This window comes from Mesorhizobium sp. CNPSo 4671, from assembly GCF_057784245.1.
In genome coordinates this window covers 513,074-530,783 of the sequence record NZ_JBWLUW010000001.1, presented here as the reverse complement: position 1 = coordinate 530,783, position 17,710 = coordinate 513,074, and the positions used below count along the sequence as shown (strand labels likewise).

The following is a 17,710-nucleotide window of genomic DNA, read 5'->3' as shown; positions in this document are numbered from 1 at the left end:
TTCGTTGGCTCGCATCACATTGAGACAATTGCTCGATCACGCTGCTGAATACGGCTATGGCGTGCCGGCCTTCAACATGAACAACATGGAACAGGGCCTCGCCATCATGGAGGCGGCGGAAGAGACCAAATCGCCTGTCATCCTGCAGGCAAGCCGCGGTGCGCGCGCCTATGCCAATGACGTGGTGCTGGCCAAGCTGATCGACGCGCTGGTCGAAATCCACCCCGACATCCCGGTCTGCATGCATCTCGACCATGGCAACAACGAAGCCACCTGCGTCACCGCGATCCAGTATGGGTTCACCTCGGTGATGATGGACGGCTCGCTCAAGGAAGACGGCAAGTCGCCGGCCGATTACGCCTACAATTCGGGCATCACCAAGCGCGTCGTCGACATGGCGCATTGGGGCGGTGTCTCGGTCGAAGGTGAGATCGGCGTGCTCGGCTCGCTGGAGAGCGGCGGCGGCGAGCAGGAAGACGGCCACGGCGTCGAAGGCGCGATCAGCCACGACCAGCTCTTGACCGATCCGGAACAGGCGGTGGAGTTCGTCAAGGACACCCATGTCGATGCGCTGGCGGTGGCGATGGGCACCAGCCACGGCGCCTACAAATTCTCGCGCAAGCCCGACGGCGCAGTGCTGGCGATGAACGTGATCGAGGAAATCCATCGCCGCCTGCCCAACATGCATCTGGTCATGCACGGTTCGTCCTCGGTGCCGGAGGACCTGCAGGAGATCATCAACAAATATGGCGGCCAGATGAAGCCGACCTGGGGCGTGCCGGTGGAAGAGATCCAGCGCGGCATCAAGCATGGCGTGCGCAAGATCAACATCGACACCGACAACCGCATGGCGCTGACCGGCGCAATCCGCAAGGTGCTGACGGAAAACCCGAGCGAGTTCGATCCGCGCAAATATCTGACGCCGGCGATGGCGGCGATGCGCAAGCTCTGCAAGGAGCGTTTCGAACAGTTCGGCACCGCCGGCAATGCGCCGAAGATCAAGCCGCTGCCGGTCTCGGAAATGGCCAAGCGCTACAAGTCGGGCAGCCTCGATCCGAAATTCGGCTGAGTTCGGCTGATTTGAAATCTGCTTTCAACGGGCAGGAGCCGCATCGGCCCCTGCCCTTTTTTCATTTGCCCTTTGGCAAAAGGCTGGCCCTGCCGGCGTCGATGAACGGCGCCCAGTAGTCGACGGACTCGCGGATCATGGCGACGACCTGATGGTCGACCGGCTCGCGCTCGCGGAACGACAGTTCGAGACAGATCTCGTTGTCGGTGCCGCCGCCGCGCCGCACCGTCTCCAGCAGCTTCTCCGGCGTGATGCGGCCGTCCTTGTTGTAGGTTGCGGTGAACGGCCAATGGCCGCCCTTGTTCATCGACGATTGCTTGACGTGGATGATCGGCGATTTCCTGGGAAAGGCCTCGGCCCAGGCATAGGGATCGATGTCGGCGGGATTGCTTGAGGTGACGTCGCCATGGTCGATGTCGACCATCATCTCCAGCGGAATGGCCATGCCGGCGGCGTCGATCGTGCCTTGCAGCATCCGGCAATTCTCGATGGTGTGGCCGAATTCGCGGCCGACCGACATCGGTTCCCAGAACAGATAGGTCAGGCCCGCCGCCCTGGCGTGGTCGGCGACCTCGCGCCAGCAATCCAGCGCGATATCGAACAGCCGCGCGCGGCGCGCTGGCTCGTCAAAGTCGCGATGGGTAAAGATGGCGAATTGGGTGCCCATGCCGCTGGCACCAAGCTCGGCCGAGATGTCGGCAAAGGTCTTGAACCAGTCGACATAGTAGCGGCGCACATCGGGGTCGGGATGGCCGAAATGATTGAGCCGGCCATAAGGGCCGGTCATGCCCGAGGTGACGCGCACGCCGGTGCGGGCGAGCGCGTTGCGAAACAGGCGGACGAATTTGACGATCGTCGCCGCCGGCCAGCCCGGATTGACGAATTCATGTGTGAACTGCACGTCGCGAATGCCGATGTCATAGGCGATGGTGTCGATCAGGTCATCCGGATCAGCAAAACGGTTTACCAGCGGATTGGTGTTGAGGGAGAGCGTAAAAGCCAAGGCGCGTTCCCTCCTCAGCGCTGGCGCAGGTTGGTGGCGACAGATGCCGTCATTGCAGCGTCACCCCCTCGCGGTTGAGTTGCTGGCGGTATTTTTCGGCGTCCCAGTTCAAGAGCTCTGCATTCTCCTTCGGGCTGAGGTAGTTGACGCGCGCCGCGCCATCGATGCGCTGGGCGACGTCGGCCAGGCAGCGCGCCATCGCTTCGGCGCCAGCATTGGCATCCCGGCGCGTCAGCACGCCCTTGCCGGGAAAGAGGATCGATGTCGGCGCCGCCGCGGTGCGGGCGACAACCGCCGCCGCGTCCTCGCCGGGACCGGCGATCACCGAGCCGACGCCAAGGAAGATCACATGATCCGGATAGAGGCTGCCGGAAGCAGCGATGCGGCAACTGGCAAGATCGGTCGCAACGGCATGCGCGGCGGCCGAGGCCGGCAGCCGGTAGTCGCTGCCGGCTGCGAGCCGCAGCAGCGCGTCGAGATCAGGCGGCGGGGCCGGTCGTGGCTGCCGCGCGAGCAGCCCGGTCGCCCGTTGCAGCAGCAAGGCCGCTTCGGCGACCGTGTCGGCGGCGACCACCAACCCATGATTGCCAAGGACCAGCACATTGGTCGCGGGCTTCAGCCGCTCGGCGATTCCCTGCGCCAGCGGCAGCCCAGGCCGGCGATAGGGCACGAAAGCCCAATCGAGGCCACGCAGGCGCTCCTCCAGCAGAGCCTCGGCATCGGCCTGCACGGCGATCGAAATCGTCTCGACGCAATGGACGTGGACCACGATCTTCTGCGGCAGCAGCGCGTGCACCGTCGTCTCTATGGAGGGCCGCAGCTGGCGAGGGTTGAGCTCCGCCAGAGTGAACTGCCCGGCCGTCTCCGCCGCCGGGCTCCGCTGCGCCACGGCATCGAGCAACGGCGCCAGCGCGACCGGCACCATGATCTCGTCGTCGCGCGCATTCTTCAGCCAGGTGCCCGAGGCCTTTATCCACAGCACGCCGGACTGCTTGATGGAGGTGTTGCCGCCGGCGCCCTGAACCAACAACGGGTCGGCGCCGATGCTGGCGGACAGAGAGCGCAGCATGCGGAATTCGCTGGCGCCGGTATCGACGGGATGGACCATCAGCCTGCCCTCGCCAGCCGGTTAACGCACCAATGCTCGAAGGCCGCCCTCTCCTCGGCGGACAGATGCAGGCCGTGCTTGGTGCGCCGCTCGAGAATATCGGCCGATGTCACGGCCCATTCCCGGTCGAAGAGATAGTTGGCCTCGCGCTCGAAGAAATCCTTGCCGAAGCAGCGGCCGAGCTCGTCGAGCGAACGGGCCCCGCCAACCAAAGCCCGTGTCCTGGTGCCGTAGAGCCGGCCATAGTGCTTCAGCAGCGATGCCGGCATCCAGGGATATTCGCCTGCGAGGTCGCCGAGAAACTGTTCGAAATCGGCATTGGCGATGTCGCCGCCGGGCAGATACGCCTTCGCGGTCCACGGCTTGCCCATATGGGGAAAGAACGGGGCGATCCTGTCCAGCGCATGCTCTGCCAGCTTGCGGAAGGTGGTGATCTTGCCGCCGAAGACGGAAAGCAGCGGCGCCTGCGCGTTCGGCGCGTCAAGCTCGAAAATATAGTCGCGGGTCACCGCACTGGGGTTGTCGGCATTGTCGTCATAGAGCGGCCTGACGCCGGAGAACGAATAGACTAAATCGCCGCGCGCAAGGCCGCGCTTGAAATAGCGGTTGACCACCTTGATCAGGTAGTCGATCTCGCTCTCATCCGCCGCCACGTCTTCGGGCCGGCCCTCGTAAGGGATGTCGGTGGTGCCGATCAGGGCGAGATCGTTCTGATAGGGATTGATGAAGATCACACGCTTGTCGCTGTTCTGGATGAGATAGGCCTGCCGCCCCTCCCAGAATTTCGGCACGACGATGTGGCTGCCCTTGACCAGGCGCACATTGCGCGTGGAGTTCTGGCCGGCAACGCGGTTGACGATGTCGTTGACCCACGGGCCGGCGGCATTGATCAGCGCGCGGGCCCGAACCACCGTCCTGATGCCCGTCCTGCCGTCCTGCATCTCGACAAGCCACAGGCCGCCCTCGCGGCGGGCGGCGGTGCAGGCGGTGCGGCTGAAAACCCTGGCGCCGCGCTCGGCGGCGTCGAGCGCGTTGATGACGACGAGGCGGGCATCGTCGACCCAGCAGTCTGAATATTCGAAGCCGCGCCGGAACGCATCCTTGATCGGCGCGCCCTCGGGCGCGGTGCGCAAATTGAGCGTGCGGGTCGCCGGCAGCCGCTTGCGGCCGCCGAGATGGTCGTAGAGGAACAGGCCAAGCCGCACCAGCCAGGCCGGCCGGTCGTCGGGGCTGTGCGGCAGCACGAAGCGCATCGGCCAGATGATGTGCGGCGCCGATTCCAGCAGCACCTCGCGCTCGATCAGCGCTTCGCGCACCAGGCGGAATTCGTAATATTCGAGGTAGCGCAGGCCGCCATGGACGAGCTTGCCGGAGCGCGAACTGGTGCCTTCGGCGAGATCGTCCTTTTCGCACAGGATGACGGAAAGGCCACGGCCGGCGGCGTCGCGGGCAATGCCGGCGCCATTGACGCCGCCGCCGATGACGAAGAGGTCGACGATTTCAGGGCCGCCATTCATGTCGCTTGGCCTCGATGTCGATTTGAAAAGTCATGGCCACTGCCTCAGCACGGATTGACCGGGGGCAAGCCGGCGAGGTAGCGGCGCACCTCTTCGGCGGCCTGTTCGGCGGCATAGGTGACGGTGCGCACCGAAGCGCCGGCGATGTGGGGCGTCAGCGTCACATTGGGAAGCTGCAGCAGCGGCCAGTCCGATGGCACCGGCTCGACCGCGAACGTCTCCAGCATGGCGCTGGCGATCTGGCCTGAAACGAGTGCCTCGTAGAGCGCGTCATAGTCGACCAGCGGTCCGCGCGCGGTGTTGATGAGAATCACTCCCGGCTTCATCCGCGCGATGATGTCCTTGCCGATCATGCCGCGCGTCTCCTCAGTCACCCGGGGATGCAGCGTAACGACATCGGAGCGGGACAGGAGATCGTCCAGCGCGACGAGTTCGACGCCGGCATTGCGGTCTTCGGCACTCAATTGCACATAAGGGTCGCAAACGAGAACATGGCAGCCGAAGGCGCGCAGCAGGCGGACGACCTTGGTGCCGATATTGCCGTAGCCGATGACACCGACGGTCATTTCGTTGAGCTCGCGGCCTGTGCGGTCGGCGCGGTAGAGGTCGCCGCGCCATTCGCCCTTGCGCAAGGCCTCGTGGCCGACCCGGATCAGCCGCGTCTCGGCCAGGATGGCGCCGAGGGTGAACTCTGCAACGGCCGTCGCGTTGCGGCCGGGCACGTTGACCACGGTGATGCCGTGCGCCTTGGCCGCCTCCATGTCGATGTTGATCGGGCCGCCACGGGAAACCGCAACCAGCTTAAGCGTCGGCAGGCGCCGCATCATGCCGTCCGACAGGGGCGCCAGCTGGGTGACGAGGATTTCGGCATCGCCGATGAAATCGACGACCTCGTCCGGGTGGCCGAAATACTCCTTGACCTTGTCGAGGCCGAGCAACGGATTGCCGAACTCCATCGGCTCGTCGGGCCAGGCCGTCTGCAATGTCCTGATGTCGAGGTCGCCGCTCGCGGCCTTCTCGATTTCCGCACGGAACACCTGCGGAAGCATGAAGTTGTCGCCAATGATCGCTATTGTCTTACGCATACTCAACTTCTCAATTTGCCTGCGATGCCGCCATTGCGCGCCAGACCGGCCGCAACGCCTGGTGCGCCAACATGTAGGACGGGGTCATCTTGTCGTAGATCGCGGCGAGGTTGCGGTCACTCGGCTCGGCCTCGCCAAGCAGCGGCGTCACCCATTCACCGACGCATTCGTCCATTGATTTGTAAAGGCCGACGCTGACCGCGGCGATCATCGCGGCGCCCGCCGCGCCCGCCTCCTCGCGCGCGCTGGTGCGAATGTCGGCGCCCAGCGCCGCCCCCAGGATCTTGCGCAGCGCCGGGCTTCTGGCCGCGCCGCCGGTGAGGCGGACTTCGCGCGGCAGCGGCCCCATGGCGGCGTAGCAATCGCGCGCCGCGAAGGCCAGGCCCTCGAAGACGGCGCGCACGAGATCGGCATAACCGTGCCGCGAGGAAATGCCGACGAAGCCGGCCCTAGCGTTGGCATCGACGAACGGCCCCCGCTCACCCGCCTCCGAAACATAGGGCTGATAGAGCAGCGAGGCCGGTTCCGAGGCTGCGATCCAGGCATCGACCAGAGCGATCATCTCGCCATTGCTGCGGGTGATGCCTTGCGAGGCGAGAATGCCGGAGGCTAGCCCAAGCACCCAGTCGATGTTGAGCGTCGCCGCCATGTTCGACTGCATCTGCGCGAACACGCCGGGCGCCGGCATCGCCATCGTATAACCGGTCGCCGCTTCGTTGAGCTGCACGTCGTCGGGAGTTTCGGCCAGCCGCATATGCATGCCCGTGGAGCCGATGATCGAGCAACCCGGCTTGCGCTCGCGGTCGAGCAGGCCGGCGCCGAGCGCGGTACAGACGACGTCGACGTAGCCGAGCACCACCGGTGTGCCGGCCAGCATGCCGGTGGCGTCGGCCGCAGCTTGCGACAGAGCGGTGCTGTGCCTTGTGCCATCGACGATCGGCGGCAGCAGATGCCTGAGATCGTCGACGCCAAGCACGTCGAGCACCTCGTCGCTGTAGTCGCGGGTGTGGAAATCGCCGAAGGTGAAGGTGCCCTCGGACGGATCGGTAGCGCGTTCGCCGGTCAGCTTGAAATAGAGCCAGTCCTTGCAGTGGAACGCGGTTGCCGCCTTGCCAAGCATTGCGGGCATGGTGCGCTTCATGAAGACGAATTGCGAACCTTGCTGGCAGGCGGCGAGCCCACTACCGGTCTTCTCGAAGCGAAGCCGATCCTCGGGCCGCGCGCGGATCTCTTCGACGACGGCGGCGGCGCGCGCGTCGAGCCAGAGCCAGCCCTTGGCCACCGGCTCGCCCCTGTCGTCGATAAGCCAGGTGCCGTCGCCTTGCCCGGTCACCGCGATCGCCACCGTCCGGCTGGCGAGGTCCGGCACCTTGTCGGCGAGCTGGCGAAGGGTCGTGGCGGCGTCGGACCATGTCTGCGTAAGATCCTGTTCGGCGCCGCCTCCCGGCAACGTTTCATAGTGGTTCGGTAAAGCGGCGGCGGCAATCTGCCGGCCCTTTATGTCGAAGGCGATGGATTTGATGACGGAGGTGCCGGCGTCGATGCCGATCAGTATGTCACGCATCACGCAAGCTCCATGCCGTGCGAGATCGCCTCGCCGCTCGCCTGGTCGAAGACGTGCAGGTTCTTCGGATCGATGCTGACATTGATCGGCGCACCCAGGTCGAGGCGGGTGCGGTCATGTTCGACCAGGACCAGCGAACCGCCGGCGAAGTCGGCGGCGATATGGGTCTGGTCGCCAAGCCACTGATTGGCCGAAACCCTGGCGGGAACACCCTCCTTCGAGCGCCGGACCGCATAGGGCCTGATGCCGATGACGACCCGCTCGCGGCTGAGCAGTTGATCGCGCACCGGAGCGCTGAAGGCGTCCTTGTCGTAGTCGAGCGACAGGCCATCGGGCAGCCTGAGATTGATGCGGCCGGCGGCTGTCGCGACATACGCCTCGAAGACGTTCATCGGCGGTTCGCCAACGAAGGTGCCGGTAAACAGGTTCGCCGGGCGCTCCTTGATCCGGTCCGGCGTGTCGAACTGCTGCAGCACGCCGCCTTCCATCACCGCGATGCGGTCGGCAAGCGCATTGGCCTCGGTCTGGTCGTGGGTGACCAGGATCGCGGTCAGACCGCGCTCCTTGATGAAATGCTTGATGCGGCCGCGCAGCACGGCGCGCAGCTGCGGTTCGAGCTGCCCCATCGGCTCGTCGAGCAGATGCAGATCAGCCTCGCGGATCAACGCTCGGCCGAGGCTGGCGCGTTGCTGTTGGCCGCCGGAAATGGAGCTGGGGTAGCGCTCCAGTATGTCCTCGATCTCGAGCAGTTTGGCGATGCTGGCGACCTTGGCGTCGACCTCGCTCTTCGGCAACCGCGCCGCCTTCAGCGCGAAAGCCATGTTCTCGCGCACGGTGAGCGGCGGATAGAGCGAGTAACCTTCGAAGGCCATCGCCACATTGCGCTTGACCGGCGCCAGAGTGTGCACCTTGCGGCCGGCGACGGCGATTTCGCCGCGCGACACGTCCTCGAAACCGGCGATCATGCGCAGTGTCGAGGTCTTGCCGCAGCCCGACGAACCGAGCAGGGCGACGATCTCGCCTTTGGCGATGTCCATCGTCAGGTTCTTGACGGCGTGCACGCCCCGGTCGATCGGACCATAGAACTTGTCGACGCCTGAAATGGTGAGTGCGCTCTGGCTCATGCCGCTTCTCCATTGCGCAAGGCGACGACGTTCTTCGAACCGATGCGGTCGCCGCTGGCGTGATCGAACAGCAGGGCACTCTTGCCGTCGACGGCGATATGGGCCTTGCCCTCGCTGCGCCCCGGCGCTCCGGCCGGGCGCGAAACCAGGATCTCGCGGCCGCGCACGGTGCGCACCAATGTGACGATCTTTTCGTTGAGCGGCGTCTCGGCCTCGACCGTCACCGGAATGGCGCCCGGGATGCCCTCCTCGACGAAGCTCAGCGCTTCAGGCCGCAGGCCGATCACACAGTCGCGGCCGACCGCCGTGTCATAAGCACCGGCGAGATGAACCTGGACATTGGAGAGGCCGACATAAATGCCCCTGCTATCCCGCGCGGGCTTGACGTCGAGAAGGTTGATGGTGGGGTCGCCGAACAGCCGCGCGATCTCGATATTGGCCGGCTCGCGATAGATCTGCTCGGGCGTGCCGAGCTGCCTGATGACGCCTTGCGACATGACAGCGATGCGATCGCCGAGTGCCATGGCTTCCTTATAGTCCTGGGTGACGTAGACGACGGTGGCACCGCGATCGGCGAGCAGGCGCGGCAGTTCGAGCCGCATCTCGAAACGCAGCTTGGCGTCGACATTGCGCAAGGGATCGTCGAGCAGCAGAAGCGGCGGCGAGCCGACCAGCGCGCGGGCAAGTGCGGTGCGCTGCTTCTGGCCGTTGGAGAGCGCGCGCGGCTTGTGGCTGAGCACATGGGCGATCTTCAACAGCTTGGCGACGCTCTCGACGCCGGCCTTGATGGCGCCTTGCGAGGACCGCTTGGCCTCCAGCGGCGTGGCGATGTTGTCGAATGCGGTCATATGCGGAAACAGCGCGAAATTCTGGAACGCCATGCCGATGCCGCGGAACTCCGCATCGACATCAGTCATGTCGTCACCGCCGATGAAGATCTTACCCTCATCCGGATCGATGACGCCGGCAACGAGCCTGAGCAGCACCGTCTTGCCGGCACCCGAGGGTCCAAACAGCACGAGGGTTTCACCGTCGGCGACAGTCAGCGACAGATTGTCGAGGACGGTCTGGCTCTTGTAGCGCTTGACGATGTTTCTGAGTTCGAGGCTGGCCATGTCTATCCTTTCACCGCGCCAAGCGAGAGGCCTTCGACCAGATAGCGCTGCGCATAGAGGGCGAGCGCTAGCGTCGGCGTGATCGAGAGCACGATGGCCGCCGAAATCTGGCCGTACTGTATGCCGGAGGAAGTGATGAAGGCGAGCGCGCCGACCGTCACCGGCTGCTTGTCGGCCGAGGCCAGCACCAGCGCGAAGACGAAATTGTTCCAGGCGAAAATGAAGGCGAGCAAGCCGGCGGCGGCGATGCCGGGGCCGGCGAGCGGCAGGGCGATCTTGCGGAAGGTGGCGAACCAGGAATGGCCGCCGATGCGGTAGGCATATTCGATGTCGGCCGGGATATCCTCGAAGTAGCCGCGCACGATCCACAGGATCAGCGGCAGGCAGATCAGCTGGTAGACCCAGATCAGCCCGATATAGGTGTTGGCGAGCCCGAGCTTCTGGAAATAGAGGGTGAGCGGCAACAGCACCAGGAGCGCCGGCGCGAATTTGAACGACAGCAGCGTGAAGGCAATGTCCTCCGAGCCGCGGAATTTGTGCCGCGCGAAGGCATAGGCCGCCGGCACGCCGAGCAGCAGCGACACCGCCACCGAGGTCACCGAGAGGAACACCGAATTCCCGAGGTTGCGCATGAAGGCGATGTCGAGCGTGCCGGCGGCGGTCATCAGCTTGCCGGTGATCAGCGCGGTGTAGTTGGCCAGCGTCGGCTCGAAGATCAGCTGTGGTGGAATGCGCAGGATCGTCTCGTTGGTCTGGAATGACATCATGAAGATCCAGACGATCGGGAACATGAAGAAGATCACGACCAGCGTGAGCGCAATGCCGCGCAGGATGCGTTCGAGAAACGAGGTGTGTTCCATCCCGGCCTCCTATGCCTGGCCACGGGCGCGTTCGCGCAGCCTGAGCCAGTTCTTGATGAAGATGTTGGAGAGGAAATAAGTGATCGCCCACAGGATGATCATCAGCGCCGCCGAGCGGCCGACATTGGTCGACTGGAAGAAGTTGAGATAGGCCTCGACCTGGAAGACCGTCAGCGTGTCGCCCGGGCCGCCTTGGGTCATGGCATAGATGATGTCGAACTGCTGGATGGAATCAAGCAGCCGGAACAAAGTCGCCGTCAGGATGTAGGGCGTGAGCATCGGCAGCGTGATGCGGAAGAAGACGAAGCTTCTCGGCACGCCATCCAGCGCCGCCGCCTCGAAGGGCTGGGTCGGCAGGCTGCGCAGGCCGGCGAGCAGCAGGATCATGATGAAGGGCGTGTAGACCCAGATGTCGACGAGCACGACGGTGAACAGCGCCGTCGACGGCGACGAGGCCCAGCGGAAATCCTGCAGCCCGATCAGGCTGGCGAGATAGCTCAGCACGCCGAAGCCAGGATTCGTCATCAGCTTCCACATCAGCGCGGCAAGTGCGGGCGCCGTCATCAACGGCATCAACAGCATGATCGAAATGAAATTGTTCAGCGTCGAGCGCTTCTGCAGCAGCAAGGCGATGGCGAGGCCGAGAAGCAGTTCCAGCACGACCGTGGTGCCGGCATAGAGCAGCGACACCTTCAGCGTGTTCCAGAATTTCGGGTCGGTGAAAAAGGAGATGTAGTTGTCGCCCCAGTTGAACTGCCGCGCCCAGGGTTGGCTCAGCCGGTAGCGCTGGAAGGAATAGACGACCGAGGTGAGGAACGGGATCAGGATGCCGATGCAGACGAGCAAGGCCGGCAGGCTGAGCACATAGGGCAGCACCCGCTTGCTGATCCTGAAGCCGGATGGCTTGGGCCTTTGCGATACCACCGCAGTCATCGAGCTGCTCCGTTGTTGCTGTCGCTTCGCCCTGCCGGCCGCCCAAGGGAGCAAGGCGGCCGGTCGGGCGAAATAGCGGCCACCTTCCGGCACCGCATCGCAAACGTCAAAAGGTGTGATGAGGGCCGGTCCGCCAAGCAGGCCGGCCCTCGTTGCCACTTAACCGAGCCCGGCTTCCTTGAGCTGGCCGTTGATGCTTTCGGCGAGCTTGTCGAGGCCTTCGTCGACCGGCACTTCCTTTGCCACCATCTTCTGCAGCGTCGCCGCCCATTCGGTGGTGAGGTCGAAGAACAGCGGCTGCGCGGTGAACTTGATCGAGGCGCCCGGCGCCGAGGCGTCGAACATCTCGACATAGCCCGGATAGCTCTTGTTCAGCTTTTCGCGGAACATCTCGTCCTTCCACACCGACTGGCGGACCGGATTGACGAAGTCCATCTTGGTCGCGCCGAACAGCCCATGCTCCGGCCCGGAGGCCCATTGCATGAAGTACCAGGTGGCGTCCTTGTCCTTGGAGAAATTGGACATTGCCAGCGACCAGATCCAGATGTTGGGGGTCGCCGCCTTGGCTGCCGGGTTGGCCTTGAAGCTTGCGAAGGCAAGCTTGCCGGCCATTTTGTTGTCGCCGCCATTCATGAAGTAGCCGAGGATATCGGCGTCGAAGATCATCGCCGAGGCGCCGGCGCCAAGATCGGTACCGACCTGATACCAGGTGTAGGTCGACCAGTCCTTGGGGCCGCTCTCCTGGATCATCTGCACCCACTGCTTGTGGAAGGCCTTGGATTCGGCGGTGTTCATGGCCGCCGACAGTTTTCCGTCGGCCGAAACGTTGAGGTCCTTCTGGTCAAAATTGGCGTAGGCCGACAGGAAGCCGGGATGGATCGTCGCCCAGGAGCGCGAGCCACGCACGCCGATGCCGTAGACGCCGCCACCGACATCCTTGGTGAGCTTGGCCGCGGCAGCGACCATCTCATCCATGTTGCCGGGAATGGTGACACCGGCCTTGTCGAACATCGCCTTGTTGTAGGTGATGTTGTTCTGTTCGAAGCCCCACGGAATGCACCACTGCTTGGCATCTTCCGAACCCAGCGCGCCGCCCGGCTTGCCATTCCAGGCACAGGAATTCTTCACGCCGGGCAGGAAATCGTCCCAGGCATAGTTCGGGTTGGTCTTGGCCGGATCCTTGATCCATTCGTTGAGGTCGGTGATCCAGCCGGCGGGACCATAGGTCCAGGTCATGTAGGCGCCTGTCATGAACGCGTCGTATTCGGGCGAGCTTGCCGAAAGGGCCGCCGTGACCTTGTCGAAATAGACGTCTTCCGGGAACACGTCATAGACGACATTCATGCCCGTCAGCTTCTTGAAGTTTTCGAGATCTGCGATCATCGCATCGGCATAGGGATGCTTGTTGAGCAGGAGCTTGATGGTCTTGCCCTTGTGCGCCTGCCAGTCGAAATCGGCGGCGAGCGCGCGGGTCTGCCCCAGATTGAGCAGCGTGCCGGCGGTGCCGGCGGCAAGGCCCATGGCACCGAGGCCCTTTATCAGCCCGCGACGGTCAACTTGTCCGCGCAGGAAGGCGTCAATGAGGTCTTTCTCTTTCTCATGCATTTCGTCTTCTCCTCCACAGGGTAGTTTCAACTAAAACGTTGCCGGCTACCCGACCGGCGTCTCTTCCACGAGCGATCGCGCCGTCCGCTCGTCTGTTATCAGGCCCTTGAGATAGCGGCCTTCGAGCACCGACTTGATGGCGCGAACCTTGATCTTGCCGCCGGCGACGGCGACGATCCGGCGGCTGGCAATGTCCTCACGCGTCAAGGCCAGCGCCCGGTTGGAAACGGTCGTCGCCACCGCCTTGCCGGCCTCGTCGAAGAAATGGCCGAGCAATTCGCCGACGCCGCCATTGCGGCGGATCTCCTCCATCTCGCCCTTCTCGATCATGCCGGTGGCAACCAGCGACGCTTCGCGTTCGGCGGTGCCGATGCCGGCAAACAACAGGTCGGCGGAGCGCGCGAGATCAAACACCTCGCTGATGCCCTTCTGCCCGAGCAGGACGGTGCGATCCTCGGCGGTGTTGGCGAACATCGGCACCGGCATGACATAGGCTTCGGCGCCGGTGCGTTCGGCGAGGCGGTGAATGACATCATGCGGATTGGCCGAGAATTTGCGCGTCAGGCCGCCGAGCAGCGAGACGAAGCGGATCTTGTCGGTCGAGGTGCGCGGCAGATATTCCACGCAAGCGGCCAGAGTGCGGCCATGACCGACACCGATCAGCGCCTCCTCGCCGCGCTCGATCTCGCGCTTGAGGAACTGCGCGCCGGCAATGCCCAGCGCCTTGAGCGGCAAATCCTCGGAATCGAAGTCCGGAACCACCTCGCAATAGTCGAGGCCGTAGCGGCGGGACAACTCGTCCTCGAGCTCGACGCATTCGGAGACTTCGCCGTCGATATAGACCTTCACCAGCCCTTCCTGGTTGGCCTTGGTGATGAGGCGATGGGCCTTGAGGCTGGTCAGCCCCAGCCGCTTGGCGACCTCGGACTGGGTTAGGCCGCCGGCATAGTGAAGCCAGGCGGCACGCGTCGCCATGCTGGTTTCATCGTCGCGCAGGAGACCGTTGCCGAACCCTACCATTTCCACCCTTTGATATTTTTATCAGTTGCTGCAAAATTTTTCACAACGGGCGATTGGAGTCAAGCGACCCCTGTGCAAATCACGACATGGCGACCGAAGCGGGCTTGGGCCGGCCGTCTGGCGATGTCGGTGAATGGCAACGCGAGCAGCCCTGTTCGGCGTGCAGATCAGCATCGCCGGCTGTTCAAGCCTGGTTTTGGATTGCCGCTCGATGACGCCGAGTTGAGCGCGGCTTAGGCGTCAGCCGCCGGGTTGGCGTCCTCGGCGCGAACCAGCTTGATATCGGCGCTTGCCGCCCATGCGCCGACATCTTCGCGTCGCAAGGCCGCCGCCATCATGTCGGGGAACAGGTCCGGCGTGCAGGCGAAGACCGGGATGCCGAGTGCGGCCACGGAGCCTGCCATCTTCGGGTCATAGCCCGGCCTGCCCTGGTCGGTCAGCGCCAGCAGCACCACGACATTGACGCCGGAGCGGACAAGTGCCGCCAGCCGCTGCAGCAATTCCTGGCCGTTGCCGCCTTCATAGAGGTCGGTGATCAGCACCATATGCGACTTGGTCGGCCGCTCGATACGGTCGGCGCAATAGGCGACGGCCTGGTTGATGTCGGTGCCGCCGCCAAGCTGCACGCCGAAAAGGACCTCGACCGGGTCGCTGAGGTCTTCAGTCAGGTCGACGATGGCCGTATCGAAGCAGACGAGTTTTGTTCGCACCACCGGCAAGGAAGCCATCACAGCAGCGAATATCGAGGCGTAGATCACCGAGCTTGCCATCGAGCCCGACTGGTCGACGCAGAGCACGACTTCGTCGAGATCGACCAGCCTGCGCTGCTTGCGCACGAAGCCGACCAGCTTCTCCGGGACGATGGTTTTGTGCTCGGGCTGGTAATGGCGAAGGTTGGCCGAAATGGTCCGCGGCCAGTCGATGTCGCGCTGTCGGGGGCGGTTGGTGCGCTGCGACCGGTCGAGCGCGCCACGGATCGCCTCGGCGGTCTTCTGCTCCAGCCGCTGCATCAGCTTGGCAACGATGTCGGCGATGATGGTGCGGGCGATATCCTTGGTCTTGGTCGGCATGACCGAGCGCAGCGAGATCAAATCGGCGACGAGATTGACGTCGGCGTCGATCGCCTTGAGGAATTCCGGCTCCATCAGCATCTGCTTCAAATTGAGCCGCTCGAAGGCATCCTTCTGGACGATCTGCACGACCTGCACGGGAAAGAACGACCTGATATCCCCCATCCACTGCGCCACCTTCGGCGCCGAGCGGCCGAGCCCGCCGCGCCGCTTGCGCGGGTCGGCTGCCGCATCGCCGGCGCCATCGCCATAGAGAGCATCGAGCGCTGCCGACAGCCGCTTGTCGGTGTCGGACAGCGCTGAAGAGTTCTCGTCATCGGCGCCGATCGCCAGGCGCCAGCGGCGCTCCCGTCCGTCGCCGGTCGGCCCGGTTTCGCTGATGTCGGCCTCGTCATCCATTGCCATTCTCGCTCATCAGGAGAGGTCCAAGCCGTTCCAGATGCCGGCGCCAGGCCTCGTCACCGCCAGGCGTCGGCGTCAGCCCGGCCGGCAGGCGCCTGGCGCGGCCGAGGACCGCTTCGATCAACCGCCGCCGCTCCATCGAATCCAGATGCGAAAAGACCCGGCGCAGCAACGGCAGATGCGCGATGAAAGCATCCTCGTCGAGGGATTTGAGCCAGGCATCGACCGCTCCGCGCAGGCCTTCATCATAGATCAGCCGCTGACCGGCGGTACTGAAGAAGCCCTCGAAGAACCCCGCGGCCTCGGCGACCGGCGTTCCCGGCGACAGGCGCCGCGCGATCAGGCCCGCCGCGGCTTCCGCGGACAAATGGCCGGCCTCGTAAAGCAGATGCGCAGCACAGCCGGCCACCAGCGCCGTCGATCGCGATCCATCGAGCACCGCCGCCAGTCCATTGCGCCAGGCGTCCAGCACGTCCTGTTCCGATTCGACCAGCTTGATCGCCTCGTCGGCCTTGCGCATGGCGCCGACCAGCGCCGTCGAAGCCTGGGCATCGAGGTCGCGGGCGGCGTAGGGGAGCGCGATACCGCCTTCGACGATCAGCCGCTCCAGCAGGCCGGACAGGCGAGCCGTTTCGGTCTTGCGGGCTTCGCCATAGCGGATGATGTCGGCGAGCGGCGGCACCGATGCCAGGATTTCCAGGCATTCGCTGCTGCGCGCTGCGCGTTCCTCCAATGTCGCGAGGCCAGCCGTCGACGCCTCCGACAAATTGGCCGTGATGGCGCCCTGAACCAGCGCCGCCAGCGCGTCCAGCGATGTCGACGCGCCGATCATCTGGATCAGCCGGCCGTTGGCGGCCTTTTCGATGGTCGGCCCATGGACGAGGTTCTCGACCAGGCGAACGGCATATTCCGGCTCCCATGACAGCGTCCAGCGCTCGCGAAACGTGCCGCGGCTGCGGCCGCTGTCGGTGAGTTTGCCCCAGTGCACGCCAAGCACGTTCAGCCGGTGCAGCAAGGTCGACCGGGACAGCCCGCTGTCGCTGCGCAGGTCGACCGACAATTCGCGCTCCAGCGCCTCCGGCTTCAGCCGCGCCGCCTTCTGGTTGCGCTGCAGATCCTCGATCAGCGGCGCCAGTGGGGTGTCGGGTGGAATTTCACCGACATCGGCACCCAGCAGCAGTTCGGCTTCGACCAGCGCCCACAGCACCGCTTCGCCGTTGAACAAGGCGGCGATCGCCGCATCGCGCAATTCCTCGAAGCCAGCCTTTGGCCGCTCGCGGATCGCAGCCAGCGCGCGGGCCAGCCTCTCGGCTTCGATCAGCGAAGCGGTCGAGACCATGTGCCCCTTTGCCCGCAGCACTGCCGCGATCATGGCGAGCCACAGCGTCGCCGCGTCATGCCGGCCTCGCGTGCGCCACAGATGCTTGCACCAGCCCGGTGCCACGACGCCGGCGCCATAACCGAAGCCGAGCGCCAGACGTGGCCCCGTCCATGGCGCCCAGGTCATCGTGCTCTTGCGCCGGGCGAGCCCCTTGAGCAGGGCCTGGTCCTCTTTGAGCGGTCGTGTCGCCCGCAGCGCCGGCACATGGAAGGCGCCGCAGACGACAGCGATCGGCCCGTCGAGTTCCTTGCGCGCGGCGGCGATTTCAAGCCGTATATGCGCTTCGCGCTTCGCCTCGAATTCGGCAAGCGGACCTTCACCTTCGCGCAGAGTGGTCATCGCGTCGGCGATTGCCGCGAAGATCGGGCCGGGCTCAGGGTTCTGCTCGATGATATCGGCCCACCAGCTCTCGCCATCCTCATAGCCGGCGGCCTGCGCCAGCGTGCCGATCGGGTCGCGCAGATGCGGCGCCGTCTCAGGCTCGACGGTGGCTTCCGTTCCATCGGTTTTTTCCGCAACCTCAGCCGGTGCGACCCGGGCCGAAGACGGCAGGTCGATGAAACGCACTGCCGCGTTGTTGGCGACGGCCCAGAGTGTGGCCTGATACTCGGGTGAGAACTCGGCAAAGGGCCAGAAACTGGTCGAGGCCGGATCGTCCTCGGGATAGCATAGCAGCGCCACGGGCGGCTGCATTTCGGCGCGGGCGAGCAGTGGCAGCAATGCCGAGGCATCGGCCGGCCCTTCGATCAGCACGGCGACCGGTTTCAACTCCTGCAACGCCTGCACCAGGCTGTCGGCGGAACCGGGCCCGTGATGGCGTATGCCGAAATAGGAAACGTCGCCTGTTGCCATGG

The 17,710-nt window shown here is 64.6% G+C and carries 14 protein-coding genes; 1 reads left to right on the top strand and 13 read right to left on the bottom strand.

Annotation, left to right across the window (positions count from 1 at the left end; all coding sequences use genetic code 11):
• Positions 1-4: 4 nt before the first annotated feature.
• Entirely contained in the window at positions 5-1,069 is a 1,065-nt protein-coding gene (fba, locus tag AC04SF_RS02325; protein WP_010914722.1) for a class II fructose-bisphosphate aldolase, read from the top strand.
• Between the two features lie 61 nt (positions 1,070-1,130).
• On the opposite strand, the gene AC04SF_RS02320 is transcribed toward fba, so the two are convergent.
• The 13 genes from AC04SF_RS02320 to AC04SF_RS02260 all read right to left on the bottom strand — a co-directional run bounded on the left by AC04SF_RS02320 (position 1,131) and on the right by AC04SF_RS02260 (position 17,708).
• The gene (locus tag AC04SF_RS02320) at positions 1,131-2,072 is read right to left on the bottom strand and encodes a sugar phosphate isomerase/epimerase family protein (RefSeq protein ID WP_488476336.1); all 942 of its coding nucleotides are present in this window, start codon (positions 2,070-2,072) and stop codon (positions 1,131-1,133) included.
• A gap of 49 nt (positions 2,073-2,121) precedes the next feature.
• Positions 2,122-3,180, bottom strand: a complete 1,059-nt coding sequence (locus AC04SF_RS02315) for a class II aldolase/adducin family protein (RefSeq protein WP_488476335.1) — start codon at positions 3,178-3,180, stop codon at positions 2,122-2,124.
• On the bottom strand, positions 3,180-4,697 hold the full coding sequence (locus tag AC04SF_RS02310; protein ID WP_488476334.1) for a glycerol-3-phosphate dehydrogenase: 1,518 nt from the start codon (positions 4,695-4,697) through the stop codon (positions 3,180-3,182). The genes AC04SF_RS02315 and AC04SF_RS02310 overlap by 1 nt, the downstream gene beginning before the upstream one ends.
• A gap of 44 nt (positions 4,698-4,741) precedes the next feature.
• Positions 4,742-5,782, bottom strand: a complete 1,041-nt coding sequence (locus AC04SF_RS02305; RefSeq protein WP_488476333.1) for a 2-hydroxyacid dehydrogenase — start codon at positions 5,780-5,782, stop codon at positions 4,742-4,744.
• 10 nt (positions 5,783-5,792) lie between these two features.
• A complete protein-coding gene (locus AC04SF_RS02300; protein ID WP_488476332.1) occupies positions 5,793-7,346 on the bottom strand; it encodes an FGGY family carbohydrate kinase in 1,554 nt (517 codons plus the stop codon).
• Positions 7,346-8,470, bottom strand: a complete 1,125-nt coding sequence (locus tag AC04SF_RS02295) for an ABC transporter ATP-binding protein (RefSeq protein ID WP_488476331.1) — start codon at positions 8,468-8,470, stop codon at positions 7,346-7,348. The genes AC04SF_RS02300 and AC04SF_RS02295 overlap by 1 nt, the downstream gene beginning before the upstream one ends.
• Positions 8,467-9,585, bottom strand: coding sequence for an ABC transporter ATP-binding protein (locus AC04SF_RS02290; protein ID WP_488476330.1), 1,119 nt, complete (start codon positions 9,583-9,585; stop codon positions 8,467-8,469). Before AC04SF_RS02290 ends, AC04SF_RS02295 begins: the two co-directional genes overlap by 4 nt.
• Positions 9,586-9,587: 2 nt before the next feature.
• Positions 9,588-10,445, bottom strand: a complete 858-nt coding sequence (locus AC04SF_RS02285) for a carbohydrate ABC transporter permease (RefSeq protein ID WP_488476329.1) — start codon at positions 10,443-10,445, stop codon at positions 9,588-9,590.
• A 9-nt stretch (positions 10,446-10,454) separates the two neighbouring features.
• A complete protein-coding gene (locus AC04SF_RS02280) occupies positions 10,455-11,378 on the bottom strand; it encodes a carbohydrate ABC transporter permease (RefSeq protein WP_023777019.1) in 924 nt (307 codons plus the stop codon).
• A gap of 159 nt (positions 11,379-11,537) precedes the next feature.
• Entirely contained in the window at positions 11,538-12,983 is a 1,446-nt protein-coding gene (locus tag AC04SF_RS02275; protein ID WP_096455654.1) for an ABC transporter substrate-binding protein, read from the bottom strand.
• Positions 12,984-13,028: 45 nt separating this feature from the next.
• Positions 13,029-14,003: a sugar-binding transcriptional regulator gene (locus AC04SF_RS02270; protein ID WP_115143718.1), complete on the bottom strand. Its 975-nt coding sequence runs from the start codon at positions 14,001-14,003 to the stop codon at positions 13,029-13,031.
• A gap of 233 nt (positions 14,004-14,236) precedes the next feature.
• On the bottom strand, positions 14,237-15,472 hold the full coding sequence (locus AC04SF_RS02265) for a VWA domain-containing protein (protein WP_488476668.1): 1,236 nt from the start codon (positions 15,470-15,472) through the stop codon (positions 14,237-14,239).
• The gene (locus tag AC04SF_RS02260) at positions 15,465-17,708 is read right to left on the bottom strand and encodes a DUF5682 family protein (RefSeq protein ID WP_488476328.1); all 2,244 of its coding nucleotides are present in this window, start codon (positions 17,706-17,708) and stop codon (positions 15,465-15,467) included. The genes AC04SF_RS02265 and AC04SF_RS02260 overlap by 8 nt, the downstream gene beginning before the upstream one ends.
• Positions 17,709-17,710: the final 2 nt, after the last annotated feature.